Genomic DNA, 12625 nt, shown 5'->3' on the forward strand with positions numbered 1-12625 from the left:
AGTAATCTGAAAATCAACGCTTCAGGTGATCGGCAAAAGCCGCCACCACCGTGTCATAGACGGCACGTTTGAAGGGCACGATGCTGGCCAGCAGCTCATCGGCGCCAACCCAGCGCCAGGCCGCAAATTCGGGATGGTCGGTGGCGATGTTCACCTGCGCATCTGTCCCGGTGAAACGGTAGAGGAACCATTTCTGCCGCTGGCCCCGGTATTTGCCCTTCCAGACCTTGCCCAGCAACTCCGGCGGCAGATCATAGGTGACCCAGTCTTCGGTCTTGGCGACAAATTCCACCAGATTCTCGGTGACGCCGGTTTCTTCCCAAAGCTCGCGCAGCGCCGCGGCGCGGGGCTTTTCGCCCTCGTCAATCCCGCCCTGCGGCATCTGCCAGGCGGGGCTGCCAGTGCCGCCGTTGTCGATGCGCTGCCCGGCGAAAATCGCGCCTTCGGCGTTGATCAGCACCACCCCGACACAGGGGCGATAGGGCAAAGCAGCAAGCTCTTCGGGGGTCATTGTCGGTCTCCGGAGTGAAAAAGGGGGGCCATTGGCCCCCCGCAGTCTGATGTGGAACCTGCGATCACTCGCCGGTCTTTTCGCCTTCAATGGTCGAGAGACCTTTGAGAATGTCGATCGCATAGGCCAGCTGATAATCGTCCTGACGCAGCTTGGCGGCCTCTTCCGCGGCGGCAATCTCGGCGGCGGCCTGCGCCTTTTCATCCTCGGTCATCGAGTCATTGGTGATCGCGCCGCGCAGATCGGCCTCCGACCGGCTTGCCGGCGGGGTGGCGCTATCCTCGGTCTCGGTGTCCGGCGCTTTCGCCGGTTGCTGCACGGTGATGTCGGGCGCAATCCCAAGCGCCTGAATCGAGCGGCCCGAGGGCGTGTAATAGCGTGCCGTGGTCAGCCGCATCGCGCCATCGCCCTGGATCGGCATGATGGTCTGCACCGAGCCTTTGCCAAAGCTCTTGGTGCCCACCACCACCGCCCGGTGATGATCCTGCAGCGCGCCGGTGACAATCTCGGAGGCCGAGGCCGAACCGCCGTTGATCAGCACGACAATCGGCTTGCCCTTGGCCAGATCGCCCGCGGTGGCGTTGTAGCGCTCGCTGTCCTCGGGGTTCCGGCCGCGGGTCGAGACGATCTCGCCCTTGTCGAGGAAAGCATCCGAGACCTTGATCGCCTGCGTCAGCAGCCCGCCGGGGTTGTTGCGCAGATCGAGGACGACGCCGTTGATCTTGTCCAGCCCGCCCGCCTCATCGACGGCCTTTTTCAGGCTGTCTTCGAGGTTGGGATAGGTCTGGTCGTTGAAGGTGGTGATCCGCAGCACGGCGGTCTTGCCCTCAAGGCGACCCTTCACGGCGGTCAGTTTGATGGTGTCGCGGGTCAGCGTCACGTCAAACGGCTCGGTGGTGCCTTCGCGCACGACGGTGATGGTCAGCTCCGAGCCGACCGGCCCGCGCATCTTTTCGACCGCCTGATCCAGCGTCAGCCCCATCAGGCTTTCGCCGTCGACCTGGGTGATGAAATCACCGGATTCGATGCCCGCTTCCGCCGCCGGGGTGCCGTCCATCGGCGAGACGACCTTGATAAAGCCCTCTTCTTGCGTCACCTCGATGCCGAGGCCGCCAAAAGTACCGCGCGTCTGCACCCGCATGTCATCGTAATCATCGGGCGGCAGGTAGGAGGAATGCGGATCAAGCGAGGTCAGCATGCCGTTGATCGCGGCTTCGATCAGCTTTTTCTCATCCACCGGCTCGACGTAATCGGCGCGGATGCGCTCGAAAATATCGCCGAAGAGATCGAGTTGTTGATAGACCGAAGCCGGTTTGTCCGCCTCTTGCGCGATCAGCGGGGCGGCGATTTGCGTCGAGATCAGAACCCCGGCCACGGTACCGCCCAAAGCGGCCAATACGAATTTCTTCATCGGTTATCCCTGATTGTCCTTTGTCTCAGTGAACCATTCGGCCGGGTCCACCGGATCCTTGCCCACGCGCAGTTCCAAATAAAGCGTTTCCGTCCGTCCGGCGCTACCACCTTCTGCGGCGGCGGCGACAAATCCGGTGCCAAATTCCTCGGCACTGGGTTCCGCCCCGCCCATCAACCCCAAAGGTGCGCCCGCCGGGACCACATCTCCGGTATCACCATAGACAGTGCCGAGCCCCGCCAGAACCAGAAGATAGCCCTCTGCGGGCTCAACGATCATCACGTTTTCGTAGTCGAGCAAGGGCCCGCGGTAGCGGATGGTGGCGGGCCAGGGCGCGGTGACCAGCGCGGCGGGCGCCGTGGCGATCACCAGACCGGGGCGGCGAATGCCCGCCGCATCCGCCTCGCCCGCGCGGCGCAGAACGCTGCCCATGACCGGCAGGCGCAAGCTGCCCTTGGCCCCCTCGAAATCGGCCATCGGCGCGCCGATGTCGGTATCGAGCTCGGACAGATCGGTGGCAAAGCTGTCCAGCGTGTCAGCATGTTCCACGAGGGCGCGCAGCTCTTCCGGCTCTTCCAGATAGCGTTGCGGCAGATCGGTGCGGTCGGCCACGGCCTGGCTCAGCGCGGTGCGCGCCGCCTGCACCGAGGATAGCCCCGCCGAGAGCGTCTTGGCGGCATTTTGCTGCAATGCGCGCAGATCGGAAATTTCCTGCAGATCGGCGCGCATTTTCTGCGCCTCGGCCTGCAAGGCCGGGGTCACCGAGGAGAGCACCATCCCCGACCGCGCCGTCCCCAAGGCCCCCGACGGATGCAGGAGCAAGAGCGGCCCGTCGGATTGCTGGATCGTCGACATCACGGCGAGCAGGCGCCCCACCTCTTCGCGCTTGGCGTCGTAAACGCCGCTGATTTCCGTCTCGCGGATCGCGGCGCGGCGCAAACCGTCGCGCAGGGCGCCAAGGCCGGTTTCATAGGCGCGGATGGTTTCGGTCAGGGCGGTCACCCGGTCCTTGGCGCTTTTGGCGGAATCGAGCGCGTCAACCGAGGCGCGCAGATCCTCAGCGGCCCGCAGCGCAATCTCGGAAGCCTCCCCCGCCAGAACGGGAGAGGAGAGCAGACAGAGCGCCAGCGGCAGCGCCCGAAGCGGGGTCAGACTGCGGATCATGCGGGCTCGATCAGCGAGGTGCCGGTCATTTCCGGCGGCAGATCAAGGCCCATCAGCTGCAACAGCGTTGGGGCCAGATCGGCCAGACGGCCGGGCCGCAGTTTGACATGCGCTGGGCCGCCGATCAGCGCGACCGGCACCGGATTGGTGGTATGCGCGGTGTGCGGGCCGCCGGTTTCGGGGTCAATCATCGTTTCGCAATTGCCGTGATCGGCGGTGAGGATCATCGCCCCGCCCGCCTTTTCCAGCGCCACCAGCACGCGTGTCAGATCGCGGTCGATCTCTTCACAGGCCTTGATCCCGGCCTCGACCACGCCGGTATGGCCGACCATATCGGGGTTGGCATAGTTCACCACGATCAGGTCATAGCCATGCTCGATCGCCTTGATGAACTGCTCGGTCACCTCGGGCGCCGACATTTCCGGCTGCAGATCATAGGTCGCCACTTTCGGCGATTTCGGCATGAAACGGTCTTCGCCCACTTCCGGGGTTTCCTTGCCGCCGTTCAGGAAGAAGGTGACATGCGGATATTTCTCGGTCTCGGCCAGGCGGAACTGGGTCAGGCCCTTCTTGGCCACCCATTCGCCCAAGGTGTTGACCACATTGCTTTTCGGATAGGCGGTGCTCATGAATTCCGAATGCGCGGTGGAGTAATCCACCATGCCCAGCATTGCGGCCCAAGCGGGGCGGGTGCCGGTGGGAAAGCCGTCAAACCCCGGCGCACCCAGAGCCGAGAGGATCTCGCGCGCGCGGTCGGCACGGAAATTCAGGCAGAAGAAACCGTCGCCATCCTTTGCGCCGGTGTAGCCGTCGATGACGGTGGGGGCGATGAATTCATCGGTCTCGCCGCGGGCATAGCTTTGCGCGACAGCGGTGGCGGCATCTTCGGCGCGTTCGCCCTCGGCCTTGACCATCGCGTCATAGGCGCGGCTGACGCGGTCCCAGCGGGTGTCGCGGTCCATCGCCCAATAGCGGCCGATCACCGTGCCGATGCGCGCGCCCTGCGGCAGGCCCGCCACCACCTGCGCGATGAAATCACCGGCAGAGGAGGGGGCCACATCGCGGCCATCGGTGATCGCATGCAGCACCACCGGCACGCCCGCATCGGCAATCGCGCGGGCGGCGGCCAGCACATGCACGATATGGCCATGCACGCCGCCATCCGAGACCACGCCCATCAGATGCGCGGTGCCGCCCGAGGCCTTCAGGCTGGCGATAAAGCCGAGCATCGCCTCATTCTTGTAAAACGAGCCATCCTCGATCGCGAGGTCGATGGCGCCCAGATCCATCGCCACCACCCGGCCCGCGCCAATGTTCATATGGCCCACCTCGGAATTGCCCATCTGCCCGGTGGGCAGGCCGACATCGGGGCCATAGGTGATCAGCGTGGATTTCGGGCAGGTCGCCCAGATCTTGTCGATGGTGGGGGTATGGGCCAGCGCGGGGGCATTGCCGACGGTTTCGGCGCGTTCGCCCCAGCCATCCAGAATGCACAGAACCACGGGTTTCGGATGGGTCATCGGGGCCTCCACTGCTGCTTTGGCCCCTTTACTACGCGCCTGCGGGGCGCGCGGCAACCGCGCTAGACCCGGTGATAGGGGGTCCCCGCGAGAATTTGAGCGGCACGGTAGATCTGTTCGGCAAGCATCACCCGCACCATCATATGCGGCCAGACCATGCGGCCGAAACTGAGCGAGAAATCCGCCTTCGCCCGCAGGCCGGGGTCGATCCCGTCGGCGCCGCCGATGACAAAGGCCAGATCCTGCCGCCCGCCATCGCGCCAATCGGCGATCTTGTGGGCAAACTCCGGCGAGCTCATCAGACTGCCGCGCTCGTCCAATGTGCAGATCAGGGCACCGGCGGGGATGGCGCGTTCGAGTAGAACCGCTTCCGCCCCCATGCCGGCGTTCTTTTTATCCTCGACCTCAACGACAGCGGCGGGGCCAAGGCTATGCGCCCGCCCCGTTTTGCCGAACCGGTCAAGGTAATCGGAGATCAACGTCAGCTCGGGGCCGGCACGAAGCCGGCCGACCGCGCAGATCGTGACTTTCATCAGGCCTGGCCTGCGCCCGGCATCCACATTTTCTCGAGCTGGTAGAACTCGCGCACTTCCGGGCGGAAGACGTGGACGATGACATCGGCACTGTCGATCAGCACCCAGTCGCCTTGCTCTTTGCCTTCGATTTTGCAGGTCCGACCGTGATCTTGCTTCAGACGGTCCATCAGCTTTTCCGCGATGGCCCCCACCTGCCGCGAAGAACGGCCCGAGCAGATCACCATGTAATCGCCCATGGATGAACGACCGCGCAGATCGATGGTGACGATCTCCTCGGCTTTGTCATCTTCAAGCGACGCAAGGATGAGTTGCAAAAGCTCTTCACTGGTCACGTCATTTTCGGCGCCTTGAACTTTGTTGTTCATAGGTGCCGCCGATACAGCCTGTAGACCGGCTGCGGGTTGAGTTTGGGACAGGACATGGTCCTCCGGTGTTGCGCGCCGCCAAGGCCCCGGCGCGGGGCATGTGTCAAAGGTAACATCAGGGCGGCTAAATCTCAAGAAACCGCGGCCGGGCCAAGCGGAAAACGCGCCAATCCTTGCCAGAGGGGCGATTCAGGCGTATGAGACCGCTCATGATGCGCTTTTTCGACATACAGGATCACGCCAGACTGCCTCAGCGGTTCACCCGCGAGAACCGGTCGGTCCTCGCGCGACTTTGATTCTCTGTCCCCGCGACCCGTTTCGGGCCGCCGCAACAGACCAATTCTTCCATCAGCTATCTGTGAGAGAGAGCCATGACCGCTCAAGCTTCGGGTCCGAAGACCCTGTATGATAAAATCTGGGATGCCCATGTGGCGCATGAAGATGCCGACGGCACCTGCCTGCTCTACATCGACCGCCATCTGGTGCATGAAGTGACCAGCCCGCAGGCCTTTGAAGGGCTGCGGATGACCGGTCGCAAAGTGCGCGCCCCGGAGAAAACCATTGCGGTGCCGGATCACAACGTGCCGACCACGCTCGACCGCGCCAAGGGGATCGAGAACGAGGAAAGCCGCATCCAGGTGGAAGCGCTCGACAAGAACGCCAAGGATTTCGGCGTGCATTACTATCCGGTGTCGGATGTCCGTCAGGGCATCGTGCACATCGTCGGCCCGGAACAGGGCTGGACCCTGCCGGGCATGACCGTGGTCTGCGGTGACAGCCATACCGCGACGCATGGCGCCTTTGGCGCGCTGGCGCATGGCATCGGCACCTCGGAAGTGGAGCATGTTCTGGCGACGCAGACGCTGATCCAGAAGAAATCCAAGAACATGAAGGTGGAAATCACCGGCAAGCTGCGTCCGGGCGTCACCGCCAAGGACATCACCCTCTCGGTGATCGGCGAGACGGGCACCGCGGGCGGCACCGGCTATGTCATCGAATATTGCGGCGAAGCGATCCGCGATCTGTCGATGGAAGGCCGGATGACCGTTTGCAACATGGCGATCGAAGGCGGCGCCCGCGCCGGTCTGATCGCGCCGGATGAGAAAACCTATGCCTATTGCATGGGCCGTCCGCATGCGCCGAAGGGCGCACAATGGGAAGCCGCCGTCAGCTATTGGAAAACGCTCTTCACCGACGAAGGCGCGCATTTCGACAAGGTGATCACCCTGAAGGGCGAAGACATCGCGCCGGTCGTGACCTGGGGCACCTCGCCCGAGGACGTGCTGCCGATCACCGCGACCGTGCCCGCGCCGGAAGATTTCACCGGTGGCAAGGTTGAGGCCGCCAAACGCGCGCTGGAATACATGGGTCTGGTGCCGGGTCAGAAACTGACCGACATCAAGATCGACACCGTCTTCATCGGCTCCTGCACCAATGGCCGGATCGAAGATCTGCGCGCCGCAGCCGAAGTGCTGAAAGGTAAAAAGATCAAGGACGGCATGCGGGCGATGGTGGTGCCGGGCTCCGGCCTCGTGCGCGCACAGGCCGAAGAAGAGGGTCTGGCGCAGATCTTCATCGATGCGGGGTTCGAATGGCGTCTGGCGGGCTGCTCGATGTGTCTGGCGATGAACCCCGATCAGCTGCAACCGGGCGAGCGCTGTGCCGCGACCTCGAACCGCAACTTTGAAGGGCGTCAGGGCCGCGGCGGTCGCACGCATCTGCTCAGCCCCGCGATGGCAGCTGCTGCTGCGGTCACCGGTCATCTGACCGACATCCGTGAATTCGCATAAGGAGCGCCTGTGATGGATAAATTCACCAAACTCACCGGCATTGCCGCGCCGATGCCGCTGCTGAACATCGACACCGACATGATCATCCCGAAGAACTTCCTCAAGACCATCAAACGGTCGGGGCTGGGTGTGAATCTGTTCGACGAGATGCGCTATAACCTCGATGGCAGCGAGATCGAAAGCTTCGTGCTGAACCAGCCGGCCTATCGCAAGGCCGAGATCATCGTGGCGGGCGACAACTTCGGCTGCGGCTCGTCGCGCGAACATGCCCCCTGGGCGCTGCTCGACTTTGGCATCCGCTGCGTGATCTCGACCTCTTTCGCCGACATCTTCTTCAACAACTGCTTCAAGAACGGCATCCTGCCGATCGTGATGCCGAAGGATGTGGTGGATGCGCTGATGAAGGACGCGGAAAACGGCGCCAATGCCCGTCTGACCGTCGATCTGGAAGAGCAGACTGTCACCGCGCCGGATGGCACCGCCTATCCGTTTGAGGTGGATGCGTTCAAAAAGCACTGCCTGCTGAACGGTCTCGACGACATCGGCCTGACGCTGGAAAAGGCCGCCTCGATCGACGCCTATGAGGCGAAACTGGCGCAGTCGCAGCCCTGGGCCTGAGCGCCTATGGGCTGAAAAGCCCCTGAACACAACATCTTGCGCCGCCCTCGGGATCCCCCGGGGGCGGCCTTTTTTTGGCGCCACTTTTGATGCAATCCCGCACCAGTTTTGCCCCGGTTCTGCCCGAAAGTCTTGGTTAACCCTATCTAAAGATTGCCAAGGGGCACCGATATGGGCAGAATTTTGTCAAGAATGAGGCATTCCGCCGCAATTGGCGGACGTATCGGCACAAGGGATTCGGCAATGTACCGAACCCGGCCAGGGCAGAGGTTGGACGCAGTGGTTGCACGGCTGACAGGGGCGCTTATCCGCGCTTTCTTGGTGATATTGGTCATCGCCACCCCGGCGCTGATGTTGCCGGGGACGGGGCATGACACGACGCAAATCGTGGCACTGGTCGCGCTGTTTGCCGGGGTGCTGACCTTTGTCGAATATGCTTCGATCTATCCCGGCCTGATCGAATTCCGCGATGCGCCGCCCTTCAACCGTCTGCGGCTGATCTCGCTGTTCCTGACATTGTTCAGCCTTTCGGCGCTGGTGGCGGGGCAATATCAAAGCTCGCCGCTGATCCAGTTTGTGCAGGCCATCGGCGGCGCGGTGGCGCAGAGCATTGATTTCCCCTATTCGCCGGTACGCCTTCTGGTGCTGGTCCTGCCCGAGGGGCAGAGCGCCGCGCAGGTGACCCTGCTGCGCTCGGCCGCCGGGGTGGCCTATATCATCTCGCTGATCACGCTGGGATATTTCGTCATCGTGCTGCGGATGATGGGCTGGCCGCATCCGCGCGGCGGCTTCAACGTCTGGGTCAATCTGCCGACCTTTGACCCGACGGCGGGCGGCGATGTGGTGGCGCGGCTGCGGCGGGATGCGCGGGTGAACATTGCTTTGGGCTTTGTTTTGCCGTTCCTTATTCCGGCGGCGCTCAAACTGACGGCGCATGATTTCGCGCCGGTCTCGCTCGAGTCGGCGCAGTCTATGATCTGGATGGTGACCGCATGGGCATTTCTTCCGGCCAGTCTTTTCATGCGCGGCATCGCCATGGGGCGGGTGGCGGCGATGATCGCGCACAAACGCCAGCTTTCCATGCCGCGCAGCGCAACGGCCTTTGCCTGATCGGCCTGTGCGCCGTGCTGCTCAGCGCGGCGCCGCTGGCCGCGCAGGATATCCGCATCGCCAGTTTCCACGCGGATCTGACCCGCGACGGGCCGGGCCTTTTGCTGCGCGATCTGACCTCGGGCAAGGATGCCCAACTGGCCGCCGTGCGCGCGGTGATCGCCGCCACGCAACCCGATGTGCTGGTGCTGACCGGCATGGATTGGGACTACGACGCCCATGCTCTGTCCGCGCTGAACCAGGGCCTCGCCGCCCCCTTTCCGTTTCAGTTCACCGCCCGCCCCAACAGCGGCTGGGCGACCGATCTTGACCTTGATGGCGACGGGCGGCGGGGCGGGGCGGGCGACGCGCAGGGTTTTGGCCGCTTTGCCGGGCAGGGAGGTGTCGCCGTCCTCTCACGCCTGCCGATCCTGGAGGACGGGTTTCGGGATTTCTCCGGCTTTCTCTGGCGCGACCTGCCCGGATCGCTGATCGGTGGCGCGGCGCTCTCGCCCGGGGCGCAGGCGGTGCAGCGCCTCTCCTCCACCGTGCATTGGGACCTGCCGGTGCAGATGCCGAATGGCGCGCCGCTGCATCTTTGGATCTTTGCCGCCACCCCGCCGGTGTTTGACGGGCCCGAGGACCGCAATGGCCGCCGCAACCATGATGAAGCCGCCTTTTGGCTGCGCTATCTGGAGGGGGCTTTGCCCGATAAACCGGCGGATGCCCCTTTCGTGCTGCTGGGCGATGCCAACCTCGACCCGCTGGATGGCGATGGCCGCCCGGAGGCCCTGCGCGCTCTTTTGGCACATCCTGCGCTGCAAGATCCCGCACCGCGCAGCGCGGGCGGGGTGGCCGCGGCCGGGCAGGGCGGGGATAATGCGACCCATCGGGGCGACCCGGCGTTGGATACCGCCGATTGGCCGGATGCGCCCGGCCCCGGCAACCTGCGGGTTGACTATGTTCTGCCCGCCGCCACGCTGACAGTGACGGGCGCGGGGGTCTATTGGCCCGCCCCGGAGACGCCGGGTGCCGCCGAGGCCGCCGCCGCCGCGCGCCATCACCTCGTCTGGGCAGATATTTCGCTGCAATAGCCTTGTTTCACGGCCCGGTTCTTGACCCTGCGTCCCCCATTGGATAGGCCGCTTGCAACCCGTTTTCGAACGCTTTTCCATCGGAGGAACCCCATGGCTAACCCATCCATCCTGATCCTGGCCGGCGACGGCATCGGCCCCGAAGTCATGGGCGAAGTGAAGAAAATCATCACCTGGTACGGCGACAAGCGCGGTCTGGCCTTTGACGTCTCCGAAGACCTCGTGGGCGGCTGCGCCTATGACGCGCATGGCACGCCGCTGCATGACGACACGATGGCCAAGGCACAGGAAGTGGATGCGGTTCTGCTCGGCGCCGTGGGCGGCCCGAAATACGACGTGCTGGACTTCTCGGTAAAGCCCGAGCGCGGCCTCCTGCGCCTGCGCAAGGAGATGGACCTCTTCTCGAACCTGCGTCCGGCGCAGTGCTTTGACGCTTTGGCCGATTTCTCCTCGCTGAAGAAAGACATCGTTGCCGGTCTCGACATCATGATCGTGCGCGAGCTGACCTCGGGCGTCTATTTCGGCGAACCGCGCGGGATTTTCCCGGACAATGAAGGCGGCCGCGTCGGCATCAACACCCAGCGCTACACCACCAACGAGATCCGCCGCGTCGCCCGCTCGGCCTTCGAGCTGGCCAAGCGCCGCGGCAACAAGGTCTGCTCGATGGAGAAGGCCAATGTGATGGAATCGGGCATCCTGTGGCGCGAAGAAGTGCAATGGGTGCATGACAACGAATACCCCGAGGTCGAGCTCAGCCATATGTATGCCGACAACGGCGCGATGCAGCTGGTGCGCAACCCCAAGCAATTCGACGTCATCGTCACCGACAACCTGTTCGGCGACCTTTTGTCGGATGCCGCCGCGATGCTGACCGGCTCGCTCGGGATGCTGCCCTCGGCCTCGCTCGGCTCGCCGATGGCCAATGGCCGCCCGAAAGCGCTCTATGAGCCCGTACACGGCTCGGCCCCCGACATCACCGGTCAGGGCAAGGCCAACCCGATCGCCTGCATCCTGTCCTTCGCGATGGCGCTGCGTTACAGCTTTGATCAGGGCGATGAGGCCACGCGCCTTGAAAAGGCGGTGGAAAAAGTTCTGGCCGATGGCGTGCGGACGGCCGATCTGATGGGCCCGGAGGGCGGTACCCCGGTCTCGACCAGCCAGATGGGCGATGCGATCATCGCGGCCCTCGACGCCAGCCTCTGAGCCAAGTCTCGGAGAGTGGTCTCCGGGCGCAACCGCGCAGGCGGGCCAAAACGACACAGAACGGCGCGGATTTCCGCGCCGTTTTTTCATGGCGGGAAACCGGACTTGCCAATCCGCCCCCGAGACCGACAATGTGAGCGCAAACGGGAGCGAATTTCATGAGCGGGAACAAGAGTAATGCGAAGGGCGCGCTGCTCGCGCTGATCGCGATGGGCATTTACGCGACGCATGATGTGGTGATCAAAACCCTGGGCACCCATATGACCGCTTTTCAGATCGTGTTCTTTGCGGCCCTGCTCAGTTTTCCCGTGGTTTCCGTGATTCTGCTGAATGAGAAGCGCGAGGGCAATCTGCGGCCCAGGCATCCCTGGTGGATGGTGGCGCGGACGGTCTGCACCGTGGTCACCGGCGTCTCGGCGTTCTACGCCTTTTCCAAACTGCCGCTGGCGCAGGTCTATGCGATTCTCTTCGCGGCGCCTTTGCTGATCACCATCCTCTCGATCCCGATCCTCGGCGAAAGCGTCGGCCTGCACCGCTGGGGCGCGGTGATTCTGGGGCTGATCGGCGTGTTGATCGTGCTGCGGCCCGGACAGGCTGATCTCGAGGTGGGCCATGCCGCCGCGCTGATCTCGGCCATTTGCGGTGCCACCGCCTCTGTCATCGTGCGCAAGATCGGGGCCGAAGAGCGCTCGGTCGTGCTTCTGCTCTACCCTATGGTGGCCAACTTCCTGTTCATGGGTGCGGCGCTGCCCTTCGTCTATGTGCCGATGGCGCTCTCGGATCTGGGGCTTTTGGCGGTGATCGCGGTCTTTGGCCTCACCGCCTCGTTCCTCATCATCATGGCCTATCGTGCGGGCGAAGCGGCAGTGGTGGCACCGATGCAATATTCGCAGATCATCTGGGCCACGATTTATGGCTGGTTCCTGTTTGGCGAAAAACTGGATCTGGCCACGATCATTGGCGCGGGCACCATCATCGCCTCGGGCATGTATATCGTGTTTCGGGAAAGCCGGGGGTCGGTCTCCGAGAATCAGCCGGTGCTCTCCACCCGTGGCCGAAACGAGACGGTCACCTCGCCGCGCTCGAGCATTTTGCAGCGCCTGTTGCCGCCGGTGGGGCGGGGCGCAAAATAACTCTCACGCTCCTCTTGCAAATGCTGCGGGGACATTGTAACCCCCGCAGCACGGTCGGAGCGTAGCGCAGCCTGGTAGCGCACCTGCTTCGGGAGCAGGGGGTCGGAGGTTCGAATCCTCTCGCTCCGACCAAATATCCCCCTGTCGCGGGTCAATGATGTCAGCCGGTTGGCGCAAGATTGACCCGCGGG

At 63.8% G+C, this 12625-nt stretch carries 12 protein-coding genes and 1 tRNA gene; 7 read left to right on the forward strand and 6 right to left on the reverse strand.

The window, feature by feature from the left end:
• Nucleotides 1-13: 13 nt before the first annotated feature.
• The 6 genes from ACEN2S_RS03145 to rsfS form a co-directional block, all read right to left on the reverse strand.
• Nucleotides 14-511: an RNA pyrophosphohydrolase gene (locus ACEN2S_RS03145; protein WP_441862263.1), complete on the reverse strand. Its 498-nt coding sequence runs from the start codon at nt 509-511 to the stop codon at nt 14-16.
• Nucleotides 512-575: 64 nt separating this feature from the next.
• Complete coding sequence (locus tag ACEN2S_RS03150; RefSeq protein WP_441862266.1) at nt 576-1922, reverse strand: S41 family peptidase; 1347 nt, start codon at nt 1920-1922, stop codon at nt 576-578.
• 3 nt (nt 1923-1925) lie between these two features.
• Complete coding sequence (locus ACEN2S_RS03155; RefSeq protein ID WP_441862269.1) at nt 1926-3086, reverse strand: murein hydrolase activator EnvC family protein; 1161 nt, start codon at nt 3084-3086, stop codon at nt 1926-1928.
• Complete coding sequence (gpmI, locus tag ACEN2S_RS03160) at nt 3083-4606, reverse strand: 2,3-bisphosphoglycerate-independent phosphoglycerate mutase (RefSeq protein ID WP_441862272.1); 1524 nt, start codon at nt 4604-4606, stop codon at nt 3083-3085. The genes ACEN2S_RS03155 and gpmI overlap by 4 nt, the downstream gene beginning before the upstream one ends.
• Nucleotides 4607-4668: 62 nt before the next feature.
• A complete protein-coding gene (gene rlmH, locus ACEN2S_RS03165; RefSeq protein WP_441862275.1) occupies nt 4669-5139 on the reverse strand; it encodes a 23S rRNA (pseudouridine(1915)-N(3))-methyltransferase RlmH in 471 nt (156 codons plus the stop codon).
• Nucleotides 5139-5558, reverse strand: a complete 420-nt coding sequence (rsfS, locus tag ACEN2S_RS03170) for a ribosome silencing factor (RefSeq protein WP_441862909.1) — start codon at nt 5556-5558, stop codon at nt 5139-5141. Before rsfS ends, rlmH begins: the two co-directional genes overlap by 1 nt.
• Before the next feature lie 320 nt (nt 5559-5878).
• Here rsfS and leuC point away from each other — a divergent pair, with 320 nt between their 5' ends.
• The 7 genes from leuC to ACEN2S_RS03205 all read left to right on the forward strand — a co-directional run bounded on the left by leuC (nt 5879) and on the right by ACEN2S_RS03205 (nt 12566).
• Nucleotides 5879-7297, forward strand: coding sequence for a 3-isopropylmalate dehydratase large subunit (gene leuC / locus ACEN2S_RS03175; RefSeq protein WP_441862277.1), 1419 nt, complete (start codon nt 5879-5881; stop codon nt 7295-7297).
• Nucleotides 7298-7309: 12 nt separating this feature from the next.
• The gene (gene leuD, locus ACEN2S_RS03180; protein ID WP_441862280.1) at nt 7310-7915 is read left to right on the forward strand and encodes a 3-isopropylmalate dehydratase small subunit; all 606 of its coding nucleotides are present in this window, start codon (nt 7310-7312) and stop codon (nt 7913-7915) included.
• A gap of 279 nt (nt 7916-8194) precedes the next feature.
• Entirely contained in the window at nt 8195-9025 is an 831-nt protein-coding gene (locus tag ACEN2S_RS03185) for a hypothetical protein (protein WP_441862911.1), read from the forward strand.
• Nucleotides 8908-10098, forward strand: a complete 1191-nt coding sequence (locus tag ACEN2S_RS03190) for an endonuclease/exonuclease/phosphatase family protein (RefSeq protein WP_441862282.1) — start codon at nt 8908-8910, stop codon at nt 10096-10098. Before ACEN2S_RS03185 ends, ACEN2S_RS03190 begins: the two co-directional genes overlap by 118 nt.
• A 93-nt stretch (nt 10099-10191) precedes the next feature.
• A complete protein-coding gene (gene leuB, locus ACEN2S_RS03195; RefSeq protein ID WP_441862284.1) occupies nt 10192-11301 on the forward strand; it encodes a 3-isopropylmalate dehydrogenase in 1110 nt (369 codons plus the stop codon).
• Nucleotides 11302-11459: 158 nt separating this feature from the next.
• Nucleotides 11460-12434, forward strand: a complete 975-nt coding sequence (locus tag ACEN2S_RS03200) for a DMT family transporter (RefSeq protein ID WP_441862286.1) — start codon at nt 11460-11462, stop codon at nt 12432-12434.
• Between the two features lie 55 nt (nt 12435-12489).
• Nucleotides 12490-12566, forward strand: a tRNA-Pro gene (locus ACEN2S_RS03205).
• Nucleotides 12567-12625 lie beyond the last annotated feature (59 nt).

Origin of the sequence: Phaeovulum sp. W22_SRMD_FR3 (genome assembly GCF_052113705.1) — a bacterium.
Classification (GTDB): domain Bacteria; phylum Pseudomonadota; class Alphaproteobacteria; order Rhodobacterales; family Rhodobacteraceae; genus JBGQOG01.